The 18,733-nt window shown below is 46.6% G+C and carries 14 protein-coding genes and 3 pseudogenes; 14 read left to right on the top strand and 3 right to left on the bottom strand.

The features are described from left to right. Positions 1 to 405 precede the first annotated feature (405 nt). The 5 genes from BLV48_RS00090 to BLV48_RS00070 all read left to right on the top strand — a co-directional run bounded on the left by BLV48_RS00090 (position 406) and on the right by BLV48_RS00070 (position 6,295). On the top strand, positions 406 to 1,743 hold the full coding sequence (locus BLV48_RS00090) for a D-serine ammonia-lyase (protein WP_175527521.1): 1,338 nt from the start codon (positions 406 to 408) through the stop codon (positions 1,741 to 1,743). Positions 1,744 to 1,813: 70 nt separating this feature from the next. Further along, complete coding sequence (locus tag BLV48_RS00085; protein ID WP_217632914.1) at positions 1,814 to 2,881, top strand: TRAP transporter substrate-binding protein; 1,068 nt, start codon at positions 1,814 to 1,816, stop codon at positions 2,879 to 2,881. Positions 2,882 to 2,945: 64 nt separating this feature from the next. Next, positions 2,946 to 3,473 carry a TRAP transporter small permease gene (locus tag BLV48_RS19560; protein WP_091821156.1) on the top strand — a complete coding sequence of 176 codons (528 nt, stop codon included), beginning with the start codon at positions 2,946 to 2,948 and terminating at the stop codon, positions 3,471 to 3,473. Beyond that, positions 3,464 to 4,795: a TRAP transporter large permease gene (locus tag BLV48_RS00075; RefSeq protein WP_091821152.1), complete on the top strand. Its 1,332-nt coding sequence runs from the start codon at positions 3,464 to 3,466 to the stop codon at positions 4,793 to 4,795. The genes BLV48_RS19560 and BLV48_RS00075 overlap by 10 nt, the downstream gene beginning before the upstream one ends. Positions 4,796 to 4,831: 36 nt before the next feature. Next, positions 4,832 to 6,295, top strand: coding sequence for an N-acyl-D-amino-acid deacylase family protein (locus tag BLV48_RS00070; RefSeq protein WP_091821149.1), 1,464 nt, complete (start codon positions 4,832 to 4,834; stop codon positions 6,293 to 6,295). Positions 6,296 to 6,330: 35 nt separating this feature from the next. Here the strand turns inward: BLV48_RS00070 and dsdC are convergent, their stop codons facing one another. Next, on the bottom strand, positions 6,331 to 7,248 hold the full coding sequence (gene dsdC, locus BLV48_RS00065) for a DNA-binding transcriptional regulator DsdC (protein ID WP_175527520.1): 918 nt from the start codon (positions 7,246 to 7,248) through the stop codon (positions 6,331 to 6,333). A gap of 669 nt (positions 7,249 to 7,917) precedes the next feature. Then, a pseudogene (locus BLV48_RS00055) lies at positions 7,918 to 9,214 on the bottom strand (IS1380 family transposase). Between the two features lie 87 nt (positions 9,215 to 9,301). Between BLV48_RS00055 and BLV48_RS00050 the strand changes: the two are divergent. The 4 genes and pseudogenes from BLV48_RS00050 to dctP all read left to right on the top strand — a co-directional run. After that, positions 9,302 to 10,003: pseudogene (locus BLV48_RS00050) on the top strand (GTP 3',8-cyclase MoaA); the annotation flags it as partial. A gap of 205 nt (positions 10,004 to 10,208) precedes the next feature. Then, positions 10,209 to 11,372 (top strand): annotated as a pseudogene (locus tag BLV48_RS00045) (IS3 family transposase). 43 nt (positions 11,373 to 11,415) lie between these two features. Further along, positions 11,416 to 11,709, top strand: a complete 294-nt coding sequence (locus tag BLV48_RS00040) for a hypothetical protein (RefSeq protein ID WP_091821137.1) — start codon at positions 11,416 to 11,418, stop codon at positions 11,707 to 11,709. Between the two features lie 655 nt (positions 11,710 to 12,364). Beyond that, positions 12,365 to 13,333 carry a TRAP transporter substrate-binding protein DctP gene (dctP, locus tag BLV48_RS00035; protein WP_091821134.1) on the top strand — a complete coding sequence of 323 codons (969 nt, stop codon included), beginning with the start codon at positions 12,365 to 12,367 and terminating at the stop codon, positions 13,331 to 13,333. Between the two features lie 41 nt (positions 13,334 to 13,374). On the opposite strand, the gene BLV48_RS00030 is transcribed toward dctP, so the two are convergent. Beyond that, a complete protein-coding gene (locus BLV48_RS00030) occupies positions 13,375 to 14,292 on the bottom strand; it encodes a LysR family transcriptional regulator (protein WP_091821131.1) in 918 nt (305 codons plus the stop codon). Between the two features lie 188 nt (positions 14,293 to 14,480). Here BLV48_RS00030 and BLV48_RS00025 point away from each other — a divergent pair, with 188 nt between their 5' ends. The 5 genes from BLV48_RS00025 to BLV48_RS00005 all read left to right on the top strand — a co-directional run bounded on the left by BLV48_RS00025 (position 14,481) and on the right by BLV48_RS00005 (position 18,720). Continuing rightward, a complete protein-coding gene (locus BLV48_RS00025; RefSeq protein ID WP_091821127.1) occupies positions 14,481 to 14,969 on the top strand; it encodes a TRAP transporter small permease in 489 nt (162 codons plus the stop codon). 2 nt (positions 14,970 to 14,971) lie between these two features. Continuing rightward, entirely contained in the window at positions 14,972 to 16,285 is a 1,314-nt protein-coding gene (locus BLV48_RS00020) for a TRAP transporter large permease (RefSeq protein ID WP_091821124.1), read from the top strand. A 101-nt stretch (positions 16,286 to 16,386) separates the two neighbouring features. Then, positions 16,387 to 16,896 (top strand): nuclear transport factor 2 family protein, encoded by a 510-nt coding sequence (locus tag BLV48_RS00015; protein WP_091821121.1) that lies wholly within the window; start codon positions 16,387 to 16,389, stop codon positions 16,894 to 16,896. Between the two features lie 48 nt (positions 16,897 to 16,944). Continuing rightward, entirely contained in the window at positions 16,945 to 18,234 is a 1,290-nt protein-coding gene (locus BLV48_RS00010) for an aromatic ring-hydroxylating oxygenase subunit alpha (RefSeq protein ID WP_091822802.1), read from the top strand. Positions 18,235 to 18,237: 3 nt separating this feature from the next. Beyond that, on the top strand, positions 18,238 to 18,720 hold the full coding sequence (locus tag BLV48_RS00005; RefSeq protein WP_091821118.1) for an aromatic-ring-hydroxylating dioxygenase subunit beta: 483 nt from the start codon (positions 18,238 to 18,240) through the stop codon (positions 18,718 to 18,720). Positions 18,721 to 18,733 lie beyond the last annotated feature (13 nt).

Here is an 18,733-nt window from a genome sequence, read left to right as displayed (position 1 = left end):
AAACCCGAGGCACTTGCGAGACCTCAGATTTAACCGTTTCTCAGCTTTGTGAACATCCTCATTAGTAATTGTCCGCAGATCCATACCTTTCGGGATGTATTGGTGCAGTAGCTCATTGAGGTTCTCATTCAGCTCGCGCTCCCAAGATGAGTACAGATGTCCTAAGCAGAAATCCGCCTCTTGGGCTTTTGCTGTCGCTTTTTGCCCGCAGACCTCCGATGTGAGCCCCGTAGGCTTTTTAGTCATAACCCTAACTTGTCCCGTATATCGAGGGTACTATGCATGAATCACACTAATGCGTCGTGCGAAAACAATACGTTTGTATCTGCTTTTATGCATTCATAGAATGAATATAAACATTTCTTATACGTAGATCTTTAAAATATATATTTTTGGAGCTTGTTAGTGGATTTTAAAAATATTGACTGCTTGAAGGGTGCTAAATTTTTCATCAGTGAAGCTGATATTATTGCTGGTAAGGAAAGCTTTTGGATTAATAAAGATAAGATTCCATTTGAAAAAGCTAGGGATTTAATTGAGTTCAATCGAGAGCAAGAGATTGATGCAGCCGAAAGGCTGGAAAGATTTTCCTTATATATTGCGAAGGCTTTTCCGGAAACTGAGATTGATGGAGGAATAATCGAGTCCCCCTTGATCGATGCTTCCCTGATACAGTCAGAGATTGAGCGTGCTTTAGGCTATCAGTCTGTGGGTCGATTGATGTTAAAGCTCGATAGCGAGCTGCCGATCTCTGGTTCCATTAAAGCTCGGGGGGGTATATATGAAGTCTTGAAGTATGCCGAACATTTAGCGATGGAAAATGATCTGCTAACTCATGAGGATAATTACGAAAAATTTGCTTCAAAAGAGTTGCAGGCTTTTTTTAGTGATTACTCTATTGTTGTCGGCTCTACCGGTAATCTCGGAATGAGTATCGGAATTATGGGTGCTAGTTTAGGTTTCAAGGTCACGGTGCATATGTCCGCAGATGCCCGTCAATGGAAGAAAGATCTGCTGCGAACCAAAGGGGTGGCGGTTGTAGAACATGTGGCGGATTATGGGCATGCGGTGATTGAAGGACGAGAACAAGCCGCACAGGATCCGAAATGCTACTTTGTTGATGATGAAGATTCGGCAGATCTGTTTCTGGGCTATGCGGTGGCAGCCCGACGTCTTAAAAAACAACTTGATGCTCAGGGCGTTCAGGTTGATTCCGAGCATCCGCTTTTTGTATACCTACCTTGCGGTGTGGGTGGCGGTCCCGGTGGCGTTACGTTCGGCTTGAAACTCTTTTTTGGAGATGCTGTGCACTGTATTTTTGTGGAGCCTACACATGCACCGGCGGTTTTGCTGGGTATAGCGACCGGTCTTGATGAACATGTCAGTGCTCAGGATTTTGGACTTGATGGTCTTACCGCCGCTGATGGGTTGGCCGTGAGTCGGCCTTCAGGGTTAGTCTGTCGTACCATGCGCCCACTTATTGATGGTGTTGTTACTGTTGATGATCTGCGGCTTTATCAATATTTGGCTATGGCTTGGGATACTCAAAAAGTAAAACTCGAACCGTCTGCGGCTGCTGGATTCTATGGTTACTGCAGAGCAACCCAAAAATCGGAGTATCTAGAAGATCATAATTTGTCTAACAAAATGAATAATTCTACTCATATCGTTTGGGCGACGGGGGGACGAATGGTGCCCGATAAGGATTGGTTATGCTACTACGAAAATGGTCGAAGCCTTTAAAAAGTCATAACTATTTAGATAAATAAAATGCCCCCACGCGTTAATAATACTAAAATATATAGAGGGTAATATGATTAAGAAAATCATTAAAAAAACAGCAGGTTCTTTATCCATTGTTGCAGTGCTGATGGGACTGTCTTCAAGTGTGAATGCTGCAGAGTACGAGTGGACGTTTTCACAGCCCTGGACTCGACCTATTGCAAATAAGGTATTTGAACACTTTATCGATAAGGTGAAAGAGTACAGTAATGGTGAGATTGAAATCAAGCTGTATAAAAATGGCCTGCTTGGTAATCACGAAGAAACGTTTCATGGCGTTCAGGATGGAAGCATAACTATTGGAGTGTTTTCACCATACGCGAAAATCATACCGGGTGGCGTATTGAACTGGATGCCTTGGGCCATTTCAAACTGGGATGCGGCTGAAAAGGCTTATAGTGTTGGTGGCCCCCTGAATGATGTACTGGAAACCGCGTATAATGAGGTCGGCATGCATACATTAATGCATATCTCTCAGGGTGCTTATGGTATTGGTAATACCGTACGCCCGATTCGACAGAGTGAAGACTTCAAGAATCTCAAGATCCGTGTGTCGGGTTCAATCGGTTTTGTCCGTGCACTGGAGGGCATGGGTGAGGGCACTGGTATGACTCTGCAAACCCTGCCTTGGTCTGAGATTTATAATGGCCTTTCCCGTGGCGTCATCGATGGAAACTGGACCATGTGGCCCTCATTGGTTGACGAACGACATGCTGAAGTATTGACGTTTTTCTCTGACATCAACTTTGCATGGGACAATCAAAACGTATCTATCAACCTGAACGCTTGGAATGAGCTGCCGGACAACCTGAAAGAAGCGGTGTCCCGTGCTGCAGCAGAAGCTCAGGACTACTCCAACCAGCTACACAAAGAAGCGGAGTCCGGTTACATCCAGCAGCTTGAAGAAATGAGCGACTTCACCATTGTTCGTTTGACCGATGAGGAGCGCGCAGCTCTGCGTGAAGCCTCAAATATTGACGCTATCTGGGCGGAACTAGCTGATTCCTGGCTGGAAAAAGCGTATCCGAATCAGAATATGAGCAAGAAACTTCGTAGTCAGCTCGAAGCACTTAATCAGGTTGCAAGCAGCAAAGATTAAGCTTTGATGAGGCCCCTTTGGGGCCTCTGTTAACTTAGTAGTATGCTATTAGGGTGTCTAAGCTATGAAGGCGTACCTATTTTTAGTCAAGTGTATATCAACGCTTGAAAATCTATTTTGTTTTTCAATGCTTATCCTCTGTTCATTTCTTGTTTTGCTTCAGGTTTTGAATAGATATATATTTCACTTTGAAATAATGTGGATCGGCGATTTATCTTTATATCTTTTCATCCCGTCATTGATCTATTCAATCGCTATCACGACACGGGAGCAGCATCATACATCTGTAGATGTTTTTATGGAGATGTCACTGAAAAATAAACCAGAATTTATTAAGCTTTCAAAGATTTTTATTAATATCCTGGTGCTTTCTGTAATTATATATCTTATTCCCATGGCACACAGACAATTTATGAGTGCAATTAAATACCCTGAGTATGGAACTCTGGTACCATGGTTTAACACGAGCTGGATTAGACAAAGCGTACTCATCGCTCTTTCTCTATGTGCATTTCACACTTTGCATCATATTCTTATGCAAACTTTAGATTTTATCAAAGGGTTTAATTCTGGAGGTTTAAAATGTCCATAGGAATTATTATTACTATTGGCATGTTCCTGACCATGATGTTGCTGGCCGTCCCTTTAGGTTGGCTTTTTATTGCAAGTACAGGTATCGGCCTTTCCGTCGATGGTATTCCTGATAATTTTTTAATAGGCACGTTCTATTCGTCTTTGAACAGTTATGTGTTGATGTCAATTGGATTTTTTGTTTTTGCCGGTTCTCTTATATCGGCAGGTGGCCTGGCAGATAAAATCGTTGATTTTTCCCATGCTCTTGTAGGAAAAATACGGGGGGGCATGACGTTGGTTGCCATTGTTTCGACCGTATTTATGAGCGCGCTTACCGGCTCCTCTGTACCTTGTGTGTCTGCATTGGTGCCTCTGCTGGTTCCTAGGTTACACAAGCTAGGTTATAAGAAAGAGTACACCACGGCCGTGCTGTGCAGCTCCAGTTTTCTTGGATATTTGATTCCGCCCAGCGTGCCGGCACTGATCTATTGCCTGGTGGCCCAGCAGTCGGTAGCGGCTGTTTTCTTATCGACAGTAGTGCCCGCTATTTTGCTTGCATTTGGCTATGCGGTACTGAACTACTTCATCGCACCGAAGTACATTGATGAAGTCTCCGGTAGTGAGGTAGAGGAGGTACTCAGCTATAGTGAACGGGTTCAACATCTCAAAAGGGTCACCTGGAAAGCCCTGCCCGCTTTGGGTTGTCCGCTGGTCATTCTGGTCGGTATCTATGGTGGTATCTGTACACCGAACGAAGCGGGTGCTGTAGCTGTGATCTACAGCATTATTGTCGGCTTATTTGTTTATAAACATCTGAATAGAAAGCGGTTCAAAATAGCCCTTTTGGATACGACAATATCTGTCGGCTTGATAGCACTTTTGATAGCATCAGGTAGTATCATTAGTCGTTATCTTGTTCGTGCAGGTGCTGCGCAGTCACTCGCTGATCATATGCTTGGGCTTTTTGAAAGCCCCGAAATGATTTTGCTATCCCTAAATGCATTCCTACTTTTGCTGGGCATGTTCATTGAAGCTATACCAATTTTAATACTTACTGTTCCACTAGTTCTACCGTTAATGATCGAGTTGGATGTAAATCTCGTTCACTTGGGTGCTATATTTATAATTAATATTGGTTTGGGCGTAATTACTCCTCCTTTTGCGATGTCACTATTTGTCGGAACACGGCTATCAGGCACTGCATACCAGGCAGTAGCTCCGATTATGATGAAATACCTTTTCTATGTGGGTATTCCGGTTCTTATGTTGACGACCTATATACCATCGCTAGCTACTTGGCTACCGACATTAATGCTTGGGGGAAAGGTGGTAGGGCAATAGAAATAAAATAATTGTTCGCTATCAAGGGTTGTTGATATGTTAATAAAAGATAATGTTTTTGATATTTTGATTAGTAATGGCCGGGTTGTGGATGGTACAGGAAGACCTGCATTTTCTGCAGATGTAGGGATTAAAAAGGAGCGTATTGTTGCGATCGGTGATCTTGACGGAAAAACGGCAAAACATCATGTCGATGCTCAAGAAAAAATCGTTTCACCGGGCTTCATCGATGTTCATACTCATGATGATGCCTCTTTGATCTTGCGTCCTGACATGACAGCAAAACTCAGTCAGGGTGTGACAACAGTGATTTGTGGAAACTGTGGAATTAGTGGTGCGCCATATTCATCCAAGGGAAATCCCCCGGGGTTGCTGAGACTTGTGTTCAAATCGGGTAGTTTCGTTGCAGAGAGTATGGGGGCCTTTATAGCCAAGGTGGATGCCGCACAACCAGCAATAAATTCAGCCTTTCTAGTCGGTCATACCACTTTGAGAATGGAGGTGATGGGGGATGATGACCTGCATCGAACGGCGACCCATGATGAAATCTCTCAGATGCGATCTAAACTAAAAGAGTGTTTGGAGCAAGGCGCCATAGGTCTTTCGACCGGCTTATTTTACGAGCCGGCGTTCAGTGCATCGACTGAGGAGGTGATAGAGGTCGCCAAGGTACTGAAAGACTTCGGCGGTATCTATACGACCCATATGCGTGATGAGGCCGATAAGGTTATCGAAAGCATCGAAGAGTCGCTTGAGATCGGCCGTCAGATTCAGGCTCCCGTGGTGATTTCACATCACAAGTGCCAGGGTAAACGGAACTTTGGTAAGAGCACGCAAACACTAGAGCTGATTCGTCAGGCGAAGGAGCATCAGGCGCTGGCTCTGGACGTCTATCCGTACGATGCCTGTTCGACCGTGCTTGAAGAATCGATGGTGAACAATTCGTTGAAAACCCTCATTTCCTGGTCTGATCCGCATCCGGAATTCACGGCGACTGATCTAAATGACATTGTCAAGAAAATGGGCTGTAACCTGAGTGAAGCAATCCAAAAGCTTCAGCCCGCCGGTGCGATCTATTTCATGATGGATGAACAAGATGTGAAAAGGATCATGTCATCTCCGGATGCCATGATAGGTTCTGACGGGTTGCCGGAAGACAAGCATCCCCATCCCCGCCTGTGGGGAACCTTCCCTCGCGTACTGGGACGCTATGTGCGTGAACAGAAGCTAATGACGCTAGAGGAGGGTGTGCACCGAATGACGGGCCTGTCTGCCCAGCAGTTTGGTTTGGCAGAGCGCGGGCAGATCAAAGAGGGCATGTTTGCCGATATCACGATCTTCGATCCAGACAGTATCATTGATACATCTACCTTTGAGCATCCAGTCTCCAAGGCGAAAGGCATCGAGCAGGTCATTGTGAATGGGCAGTTGGTATGGCAGAACGGAGAAGGCACGGGAATTCGTCCGGGGCGCGTGATTAAACGGACGCTAGGGCGTTAACACCCTTAGCTCGATGGTGGCAGCGTCCTGAAGCTTCAGGCCTGCTGCTGAGCTTGCTGGAGTAGCCATTCACAGAGTGCGGCTACGCGGGTCGTTTGGCTGCGCTCTTGTGTGGACACTAGGTAATAGGACTGGGATGCTGTGCAATCCATCTCAAAGGGGGCTACTAATTCACCCGATTCAAGCTGATCCTGAACCAGTCTAAGTCTGCCCATGGCAACACCGCCACCCTGCATTGCCCAAGCTGATGCAAGTTCTGCGCGATCAAAACTGTGCCCGCCTTCATAATCGATATCATTCAGGCCTGCAAAATCAAGCCAGCTTTTCCACTCCGAAAAATACTGGGCGTTGGGCCAGGGCTGGGCATCATGCAGCAGAGTGCAGGAGGCCAGTGCCTGGGGGGCTCCCCAGAGGCTTTTACGATCGGCGTAATCTCTGGAGCAGACCGGCAGCACTTTCTCATCCATGAACGGGGTTACCACTAATCCTGGATGTTCACTTTTGCCATAGTAGATAGCAAGATCCACGCTTTCGGCACTGAAATTGACGCGGTCGTTTCGGGTACGCAAGTGAAGAAAAATGTTTGGATATTGTTCAGCAAAGTCAGACAAACGCGGCGTCAGCCAGCAGCTGCTGAAAGAGGGGGTCGACGTAATGTGTAGCGTGCCGCCCACCTCCTGATTTTGCAGAGAGTGGATTTCGGCCGATATATCGTCCAGGGATGACTGGATAACAGAATAAAGGCGTTTTCCTTCCTCGGTTAATACGAGTTGGCGCGTGAGACGTTTGAAGAGAAAGAATCCGAGTTGTTCTTCAAGTTTTCGTATGCGGTGGCTGACGGCACTTTGAGACAAGTTCATGGCTTCACCAGCCTTGGTAAAACTCAGATGCTGTGCTGCGCATGCGAAGCAGTGCAGACCCGGAAGGGTTTTGCCGACAAGTGTTGTATCCAATGAAAAAGTCCTTTGATGCCTACTTGTATCCAAGGCCAGCATACAGGATCAGAGTTTCTCTCTCGACCGCAAAAATGTCATCGGGTAGCCTGCTCGTTCTTCACGGTGTTGGCACTGCGAGATCCCCCAGCCTGTCATGCATATTGTACTACTAGGCACCCATGTGGTGATCGGAACAGGCGATCTCCAGAGTGGAAGCTGGTTGAAGGCATCGAAGCGTTCGACCTGACCGGCCAGGGATTGGGCCAGCAGCCGGCCTGCTACATGAGTGTAGGTCACGCCGTGGTCGCTGCAGCCTTGTGAATAGTAGATGCTGCCGCCCTTCGGTAAACGTGACAGTGTCAATAGGAAATTGCCGGTCCAAGTGAAACCGCCCTTACGCCTTGCAGTTAAGTAAAGGCTTTCGGCATTTTGGGGAGGGTGATCGCTTCGATATCGAGGGTTCTACCCCGCTACTTCGGACACGTCGAGTGATGGTGATTTCTGGTGCACGGGCACTAGCCCGCATATTGCATCAGGTGCCTGAGGCTGCCCCAGATCAGGCCACCAATAAGAGTCACGCTGTTCGTCGCATGAAAAAGTGATCGATAAACGATCAGTGGCAGTGTTTCAGGCGCAGCTTCCCCAAACCCCATTGTTTATACCGTGCCGGGGACAGCACCGCCGTTGCTATCCGGACAACAGTTTGCGCATCACCTTGGCGTACAGAACTTGGTCGGGATAGTGGCTGCTCATCATGATCCGGATACGCCGGGTGTTCCGTGTGACGACCGCGCCAATTTTCAGCAGGCGTAGCCGCAGGGTTGTGACCTGCGCGCGCACGTAGCGCGTGCCGCGCAGATTAACCACTGCGGAGTCGTTCCAGCAACACATAGGGGTAGGCCAGCCCTGACAGCAGCAGGCGGAACTGATTGGGCCACCACTCGTGACAGCTCGTACGGTCGGAGAACAGCCACTTCTGTTCCTTGATCCGGTTTTCCATCTCGCCCCGCAGGCAGTAGCGCCGGTCATATAGCCACTTTGGAGTGCCAGTTAGATTGGTCACGATATAGCGGTTGTTCGGTCCCTGGTGGGAGAACTCGCACTTGGCGATGATGCGGCGTTTGCACTTCTTCCAACTCTTCGCCGCATACTCAAAATTGGTGAACAGGCGCTGGTTAACACGGGTGTCACGGAACCGGATAGCCGCCTCGTAACGACGGTGCAGCGCCAGTTTTTCCTTGGCGATGCCGACGATGTAGCCGACTTTGCGGCGCTCACACCAGCGTAGTAGCCGGGGCCGACAGAAGCCGCCGTCGCCGCGAAAGATAATCTGAACATCCGGCCATTCGGCGCGAAGCCGTTTGGTCAGCAAGGCCAGGATCGCCCAAGCATGCTTGGCGGCATCCTCGTAGGCCGGGCGCATGTAGCTGACCAGCAGCTTTTGACCACAGAACACATGCAGCGGAAGGAAGCAGTACCCATCGTAGTGACCATGGAAGTGCCGCCTCACTTGCTGCCCGTGGACACTGTCATCCGTGGCATCGAAATCGAGTATCAAGCGCTTTGGCGGCTTGCGATAGGAGCGGATGAATTGCTCGACCAGTTCCTCGTGGATCGCCAGTGCCCAGTGGCGATCGGCATTGAGTTCAAAGCGGCACAGCGTCGACTGGCTGGCCAATGTCTGATCGGTCCCAACGGCGGTCTGAAGCACCAAGTCCTGTCGCAAATGCTGATGATCATTCAAATCTTCATAGCCCAGCGCCAGACCAAAGAGACGCTGGTGCAGCATCGTTTCAAGCTGGTGCGTACAGCGCGGATCCTTAATGCGGCGGGTAATTGAACGAGTCAAGGCGAGGTTGCAGTCGAGTTGCCGCAGCAGCATGACGCCGGCATCCGAGGTGATGTTGCCATCTTCAAAACTGGTCTCGATTTGACGGCTTTTGCAGCGTGGCAATAAGGGTAGAGTCGGGTTACAATCTGTCATGGGCGATTTGGTTGTTATATTCGACGTAAGCACTTGAATTATAACAAAAAAATAAGTCGCCTCTCTTGTTTGTGCTGCAACATCCGGGCTAACGGTTCCCAGCTGGAGAAACTGGCTGGTTCGCTGGCCGAGGCGGGTGTGGATCGCATCAACATCAGCCTCGATAGTCTGCAGGCCGATCGCTTCCAGCGACTGACCCGTACCGGTGACCTGAATCAAGTGTTGCGCGGTATCGATGCGGCCCGCGAAGCCGGCATCCGGCGCATCAAGCTCAACAGCGTCATTCTCCGCGGTCGCAATGACGACGAGGTATTGGCGCTGGTCGAGTTCGCCCGTGAGCGGGGGCTGGATATCAGTTTTATCGAGGAGATGCCGCTGGGCCAGATCAGCGAGCACGACCGTGCCGAGCAGTTCTGCTCCAGTGAGCAGTTGCGCGCGCGCATTGCGTCGTGTTTTCCGCTGTTGCCCTCTACCGAACGGACCGGCGGGCCTTCGCGTTACTTCCGCATGGCCGACAGTGACAGCCGCATCGGCTTCATTTCGCCACACAGCCGCAACTTCTGTGGCGACTGCAATCGGGTGCGTGTCACCGCCGAAGGGCGTTTGCTGCTCTGCCTGGGGCATGAACACAGTGTCGACTTGCGACAAGTGCTGCGTGATCCTGCGCGTGCGCCCGAGGATCTGCAGCAGTACATCATCCAGGCGATGGCGCTGAAACCCGAGCGACACGAATTTCGGCTCGATGACGAGCCACAAATTTTGCGATTCATGAACATGACCGGCGGCTGAGCCTGCTACCCGTTGGATATCGACAGGATGCCATGGAGAGGGCAGTACTGGCCTCGGTCGGCACCAAGTCGACTCAGGTTAACGACCACTGAAAGCGGCGCTGCTGAGGGCGGAGCGTTGAAACAGGCTGTAGGCAGCCATTGTAGTGGTCTAATGATTCCGGACACGCAGATAGGTGGTACCCTTGCCACCCAAGAGGTGTTCAATGAAAAGACAACGTCGTTCCTTTACCCCTGAGTTCAAACTTGAAGCTGCGAGCCTCGTCCTTGATCAGGGGTATTCCATATCAGAAGCTTGTCGTGCGCTTGATGTAGGCGAAACAGCGCTGAGGCGCTGGGTAGACCAACTTCGTGCAGAGCGAGGTGGTGAAACGCCCGCCAGCAAAGCCATGACACCAGAGCAGAAGCGTATTCAGGAATTAGAAGCCCAGGTTAAACGACTGGAGCAAGAAAAGGACATATTAAAAAAGGCTTCCGCTCTCTTGATGTCAGACGAGTTCAAACGTATGCGCTGATAGACCGTTTGAGAGAGTTCAAGCCCATCAAGATGGTCTGTCAGGCATTTGGCATTAAACGATCCAGTTATTATGACTATCGCCGCGGTACGCGCAGAATTAACCAGACGGAGGCTGGAGCTGAAAGCGCACGTGAACCGCGCTTTCAAGTTAAGTCGTAGTGGGCTGGGAAGTCGTGGTATCCGTGATCTACTGGCGTCAGAGGGTATTGAAGCCGGGCGCTATCTGATACGCCGCCTGATGAAAGAATCCGGCCTGATCTGTAAGCAACCGGGGCCTCATAAGTACAAGAAAGCGACGGTAGAACATGTGGACATCCCCAATCGACTGAATCGTGAATTTGATGTCCAGCAACCCAACTAGGTCTGGTGTGGTGATATAACCTATATCTGGACAGGGGCTCGCTGGTCATATCTGGCTGTTGTGCTGGATCTTTACGCCCGCAGAGTTATTGGCTGGGCAGTCTCAAACTCGGCTGACAAAGAACTGGTCACAAAGGCCCTGGATGATGCCTGGCAACGGCGAGGACGGCCCGAGGGTGTGCTGTTCCACTCCGATCAAGGTTGCCAATACACCAGTCTGAAGTTCCGCCAACGGATCTGGCGCTATCGAATGGTGCAAAGCATGAGCCGCCGAGGGAATTGCTGGGATAACTCCCCGATGGAGCGATTGTTCCGAAGCCTGAAAACGGAATGGGTACCAGAAACTGGCTACCGCTCATTGCCCGAGGCCAAAGTGGATATTGGTCAGTATCTGATGGGCTACTACAACCAGCAACGGCCTCACCGTGCCAATGGCGGTATCAGCCCTCAGGCAGCGGAAGAGAAACTTAAAACCATGTCCGGAATTAGTTGACCACTACACCCAGCTTATGTTCATCATCAGGAAGGGAAGGCCAATGGCGCACTTCGACGCGGATCGGGAAACAGCCGATAGGCTCAAAAGACTTGGGTGGAAGAAAGAATCACCGCTGGACATGGATTTGACCGGGGCAGACCACGAGTTCTCGCCGGAACTCCTGGCGGAGGTAGAGAGACTATCTTCTTCAGCGAAGGCCTTACCTATATCCGCTCATCGCAGGGTTGATTATATCTGGTGGCGGTTGTTGACCGTGTTCTCACGCCCGAAGGGGTGGTATGAAGGCGACATTGCGTCGTTCCTCGTCAATGATGCGCTTCCTATGGTGGTGTGACAACGTCAACCCAAGGCGCTGATGCTGTTGCTGAATCGATCTTGAGTAGCTTGAAAAAGAGGAGCGTATCAAGAAGAGGATTCACAAAACCCGTGACCTTGCACGTATGTACAGAAGTGTTCGATTACATAGGGTTTTTATAATCGAGTACGATGACATTCGTACTTGCGGGGTCAGGACGGAGGCTTTTGATCAAGTCTCCACCTGAGGCAGAGGTAAGTCCATCTTCAGGTGTTCAAACGTGAGCGTATTTATCATCGCCAATACCGAACATTAGACGAGGCTTGCTGTATATTTTGAATTACATCGAGCGAATTCTATAATTTTCTAATCTTTAATAGAGTCGCCAAACAGGGTTTAAAGCTTTTTGCCTTTTAAAAACGTCTAGGAAAACGGGTAGATGCCTCTTCCTTTGTGATGGGCTTTTCCATCTACCAATCTGGCACACAAATGCCGTAACAGGGGGATTCCGTCCCATTTCCCTGGAGCCTGAGAGGAAGCAATGTCTGACGTGATCATCTTCATTAATAAATATATGTTATATTGAGTATAAGTATCTGTTATTTTGTTTAGTGCTGCTGTAGTGATATACATAAGACTCAGAAATTGCTCGAAAAATAAAATTATTAAATTGGATTTATAAAAGGTAAGAACTATGCTGAGTAAAAAATTCAAACATAAAATCGTTAGTGGTTTTATAAGTTGTATGCTGGTATTAACTGCTACAGCAGCTAATGCGGAAAAAACATTAACAGCGGCAGTACCTGTTCCTGTAGATACAGTATGGGGAAATGCGTTTAAAAGATATGCAGAAATAGTAAGTGAAAAAAGCGAAGGTGAATTAAGAATTAGAGTTGTTGGTCCTGAATCTATTCCAGCACAGGAGCAAATGCAGGCTTTAAGAATTGGGATGATAGATATTCTATCTACTTTTCCAGGTGCATATAGAAGTGAATTTCCAGAGGCGAATGTCCAGGAAATTTCAAATGTTAGCGTTGATGATCAAAGAAAAAACGGTGCGTATGCTAAACTAAAAGAAGTTTTTGATAATAGGTTTGATGCAGAACTACTCGCAACATATGCTGAAGGACTGGGTTTTCATATATTTCTTTCGAACGAAATTAAAGACATAAATGACCTGAAAGGTTTGAGAATCAGAACAGCGGTATTACAACAACCTCTCCTCAAAGCGCTTAAAACACAGCCTATTAATATACCAATTCCGGAAGTATTTACTGCATTAGAACGGAATATGGTGGACGGTTATTCATGGAGTAGTCTTGGGCTGTCTGATATGGGCTGGGATACGATGACAAAATATCGAGTAGACCCAAAATTCTATAATATAATCTTCAATGTTTTTCTTTCAAATAAGGCAAAAGAAAAATTCACAAATGACGAGTTGAAGTTACTGAGAGAAGCAGCTGTAGAGTTTGAAGAAAAAATAAACGTTGAGCTTTTGGAGGCTGAAAGAAAAGAATATGCTAATCAAGATTCCTTGGGAATTAAGAGTATTGATTTAGGTAGCGAGCTTCCCGTACTGGCACGTAAAGTATACTGGGATGAGCTGACAAGAAATTCAAAGTTTGCATCCGAGCTTAAATTGTTAATGGACATTCAGTAATAGATACTAAAATGACGGGCATATTTTATATGCCCGTCATTTTAGACGTTATGATGATGAAAGTTTTTCAAAATCAAGTTTCTCATCCACTTTATAGATGGATCTTCTTGATAAGAAACATGAGAGTATAAATTAACATCTATACTGTTATTTGGATAATCAATTTCATATATCTCGAATTGATTATCGTGATTATATATTTTGGCTATGGATAATGGAATTATTACACCGTAATCAGATTTACTGACTATGATGGGGGTGGCTGCATAATTTGGAACAACTAGTGTGATATTTTTGTGGAGCTCACTACTCATTTTTTTTATTTGATTACAATGGTCGGTGATATTATTTCTTACGCTTAATATTTTAATTCTCCCTAGATCGAAATTATTCGATTCATCTACGCCTGCAGGATGGTCTTCTCTGACCATACAAACAAAACGATCTTCAAATATTTTATCAATTAATATATTTTTGAATTTTTCCTCTTGGTTTGCAAGATTACCTATTGCAAAGTCTAGCTCACCCTTATGTAAATTCAATTCAATATTATTTTGTTCTATTTGTAAGGTTTCTATGGAAATTCGAGGGGAGTATTTCTCTAATGTCAAGCAAATGGGAGGTAGAAAAAAAATTTGAGAAACATCCGACATGGAAAATTTAAAAACCCTGGATGATAAGCGTGGGTCAAAATCATAAACTCCGTAGAAAGACTTTTGTATCATTTCTTTGGAGTTTTTTAGAGTAGGAGCGATTTTATTAGCGAGAGAGGTGGCTATCATTTTTCCTTCTGCTCGTATAAAGAGTGGGTCATTGTAACTATCACGTAGTTTTTTTAATGCATAGCTTACGGCCGGCTGTGTAATTGAAAGGGCATCAGCGGTTTCAGTAAGGCTTTGTGTTTCGTAAATGGAGCAAAATACTTTTATAAGATTGAAATCAAAGTTTTCATTCGCCATGTTTATAATCACTATAAATTATATTTATTTGTTAACGATGCATATAAGTTGTATAAATATTCTTACATGTCTTGATATGTGTCAAGGAAAACCGGATATTAAATTTATTTCGATTGATATAAATCTTTAAAATCATTCTAGAAAAGGAGATTGGTTTTGTTAATAAAAAAAATAAAAGGAGCCTTAAAATGTGTAAGTTTTTAAGAATCCAAACTTTTTTGGTTAATTCTGGGTTTTATCTGTCATGTATATTGGTGTGTTATTTGACATTTATAATACCTTTAGATGTCATGCTCAGGTCATTTGGTGTTTCACTATTTGTGGGGGTAGTTGAGCTATCAGAATATTCATTGCTTGCAATTGCATTGCTCTGTGCTCCATGGGTATATAAAAAGGATTGTAACCTCAAAGTTGATATTTTGATTTTGAATAGAAGTGATGATTTCAAGGTTAAGCACTCATATTTCATTGATTTTTTGGTTTTATTATTGGGGTCTATTGTTTTTTATTACAGCACCAGCTCTCTAATAGAGTCAATAAATAGAGATAGGTATGTATTTAAAATGCTTACATTTCCTGAGTGGTATATAAATTGGATTATTCCTTTTTCAATGTTGATGTTGGTCAGCGAATCAGTAGTTAAAATGGTTAATAGAATATCGACGTCTGAGGTTTGATTATGGAATGGTATTATGTTTTATCATGTATGTTTTTGGGTGTAATTTTTTTGCTTTTGGCAGGTGTGCCTGTTGTATTCTCATTTTTGACAATGAATATATTAGGTTCGTTTTTTATAATGGGAGGAGATATTGGGATACAGCAAATGGTAAGAAATATGCAGTCTTCGGTTGCAAATTTCTCGTTGGTGCCGATTGTGCTGTTTGTTCTAATGGGTGAGATATTATTGCAATCAGGCGTTGCCAAAAAAGCTATAGATTCAATTGATAAATTACTAGCTAAAACACCTGGTAGATTATCAGTGGTTGCGATAATAGGAGGTACTATATTCTCATCGCTGTCAGGCTCAACAATGGCAAATACAGCGATTCTAGGTAAGACTTTAATGCCCGAAATGAAGGCAAGAGGATACTCGCCAAGTATATCAATGGGTCCAATTATGGCGGTTGGTGGAATAGCTATGCTGATACCGCCATCAGCATTGGCTGTGCTTTTGGGAAGTATGGGTAAAATATCCATAAACAGTCTTCTTATAGCATCAATCATACCTGCTTTAATAATCTGTTTTTTGTTTTTTACATATGTTTTTGTTAGATGTAAATTGAATGAAAAAGTAGCACCAGCATATGAAATTGAAATTGTCAGCTTTGGGGAGCGAATAAAACCTTTTATTGTACATGTTGCACCTCTTATTGCTATTTTTGCTGTTGTTGTTGGAAGTATGATTGGGGGGATTGCAACTCCTACAGAGTCTGCGGCGCTTGGTTGTGTTGCAAGTCTTATTATGACGGTTATTTATAAAAAATTTACAGCGCGTGGTTTTTATAAGTCTGTAAAAGAAACATTGATATTTTCTTCAATGATTCTTTTTGTTATATGCGCATCATCAAGCTTTTCACAAATACTTGGTTTTTCTGGCGCTACTCAAAAGTTGTCTGCCTTAGTAGCGGGTTCAGGAATGGAAGCATCATATATTTTGATTCTGATGCTCTTGGTTATGCTGGTACTTGGTTTTTTTATGGATCAGGTCAGTATTATGATGTTAACTTTACCCATCTTTATTCCAATAGTCACAATTTTAGGAGCAGATCCCGTATGGTTTGGTGTTATGACTTTAATTGTTTTAGAAGTCGGGCTTTGTACACCACCATTTGGTCTTCTTCTTTTTGTTATGCAAGGTGTTGTTCCAACTGAGAATATTAAAAATATATATAAGGCTGTTATTCCATACGTTGCAATAGAAGTGGGAGTTATAGTGCTTATTTTTATGTATCCATCTATCGTGGAGTTATTGCCTTCTATTTTGCTTCAGTAATGAAATTAATCAATACCTCACGAGGTTATAAAAATGGCTTATTTTCAAAATAAAAAAATCAAACTTTCTTCTTTTTTTGAGAGGATATAATGGATTTTGAGATGAGCGAAGTTGTATCAAGGTTGATACAACTAGAGTCAGGGCGTGATGTTGCTGAAGTAATGCATCGCTACATGTCACTTTGTGATTATCTAGATGAGGGAGTTGATATTGAACCTCTTATTGATTTATTCACTAGGGATGCCATCTGGGAAGGCAGGGGCAAGCGCTACGCTGCTACTTTTGGCCGCCGTGAAGGACGTGAAGCGATCAGGGACATGTTCGTGAAATACACCCTGCCGCCGGCGCACTTTGCTCTGAACGTACATTTTCTGACCTCTGAAAAGGTGAATGTGCAGAGCGAAACCGAAGCGGAAGGCACCTGGGTGCTGCTGCAGACCGCTACCTTTACCGATGGTCGCTCACAGCTCAGCAGTGCACTGTTGAACGTGCGTTTTCGCCGGGAAGACGGGCGCTGGAAGATCGCTCATTTCTGTACCACCAGTCGATTCAATCGGCCCGTGCAGACCCCCTGGGACAACCCCCAGCCACTGCCGGTCCCTGAAGAATAAGTGCTCGGCGGCAGCGCCAGCAAGGCAACGAATAAAGAGAGCAAGACCATGAGTGAACTGATCGATATGCAAAACATCAGCCTGAAAGCGGCTGAAATGGTAGAAGAGGGCCGGGTACACAAGGATCTTTACTCTGATCCGGCCATCTTCGAAGAAGAGCTGGACAAGGTGTTCAACAACACCTGGGTCTTTGTTGGCCACGCGAGCGAAGTACCTGAGGCGGGCAGTTTCAAGACCTCATACATCGGTCGTCAGCCGGTTATCCTGAGCCGCGACCGCAAGATGAATTTGCATGTACTGCAGAACCGCTGCCGCCACCGTGGCGCCACCGTGTGCGAAGCACGCAAGGGCAAAACCAAGGCGTTCACCTGCCCCTATCACGGCTGGGGCTATGGTCTTGACGGTAGCCTGCGCGCGTTGCCCAAGCCGGAAGAGTACGACGGCGTGTTCGACAAGAATGAGCTGCCGCTGGAAAGCCTGCGGGTGGAAACCTATCAGGGCATGGTATTTGCTACTTTTAGAGATGACATCGAGCCACTGGAAGACTTCCTCGGTGGTGCGAAAAAGTGGATCGACCTGTTCATGAAGCAGGGCGGTGGGTATCCGGTCAAGGTACTGGGCGAGCATCGTTTCAATTTCCCGGGCAACTGGAAAATCCAGCTGGAAAACACGACCGATGCCTACCATTTCCCGATCATTCACAAGTCGTTCCTGACCTCGCTGGATGATGCGACGGCTGACATTTTCGACTTCCTCGATGGCGATGGGTTTGTCGAAGACCTGGGTAACGGCCACAGCGTAATGGTGATGATTCCGCAGTTGGTGGATCTGGAAGAGGATCTGGATCAGCCGATTCCGGCCCGCTTCGAAAAGCTGGCGCAGGAGTTGCGCAATGAAGGCAAAACGGAAGACGAAGTGAAGAAACTGGTCCGTGCTGCCCACGGCACTGGTTTCAACCTCAACCTGTTCCCGAATGTCTCCTGCTCCATGGCGTTTTTCCGAGTGTTGCGGCCGGTCAGCGTAGGTGAGACCGAGATTCAGCACGTAGCGTTGGGCGGTGAAGGCGCCCCGGCTCCATTTAACCGCAAGCGCATGCGTCTGCACGAGCACTTCCAGGGGCCGATGGGCTTCGGCACGCCGGATGATGGTGAAGCCTGGGAACGGGTCCAGAAAGGCTCCATGGCAGGCAATGATGGCTGGATTCTGGTCAACCGCGGCATGAACAACCTGCACCAGTCCAAAGACGGTAATGTGGCTGGATCGGTCTGTTCCGAAACCGGCATGCGCGGTGCCTATCGCCAGTATAAGAAAATGATGGCTGCTGGAGAGGAGAAATAAGTGATGAAATCCAATACCCAACTGCTGGCGCAGGTGATCGAATTCATTGGTTATGAAGCGGATCTGCTGGACCACAAGGGCTATCAGGAATGGCTTTCACTGTGGACCGAATCAGGCCTCTATATCGTGCCGGCTGATCTGAATGAAACGGATTATCTGAACACGCTGAACCTGGCGATGGACGATGCTGACATGCGGCGCATGCGCGTGGCGCGTCTGGAAAACGGTGAGTCTGTTTCTGCCATCTCGGTTGGCGATACCGTGCGCATGATGTCCCGTGTACGTGTGCTTGAAGCAGGTGATGATCTGGTCATTGCACGCTGCGCCATGACACTGAACGAGCTGCGCCATGGCAAGCTGGTGACCTACCCGGCCAACGTGGAGTACAGCCTGAAACCGAGCGCGGACGGTTTCAAACTGGAGCAAAAGGTCGTGAAACTGCTGCATGCGGACGGCTTCTTGCGCACTGTTAGCTTCATCTTCTAAGGAGTGGCCGCAT

The organism is Marinobacterium iners DSM 11526 (assembly GCF_900107855.1).
GTDB classification, from domain to species: domain Bacteria; phylum Pseudomonadota; class Gammaproteobacteria; order Pseudomonadales; family Balneatricaceae; genus Marinobacterium; species Marinobacterium iners.
This window is presented reverse-complemented; position numbering and strand designations above follow the sequence as displayed.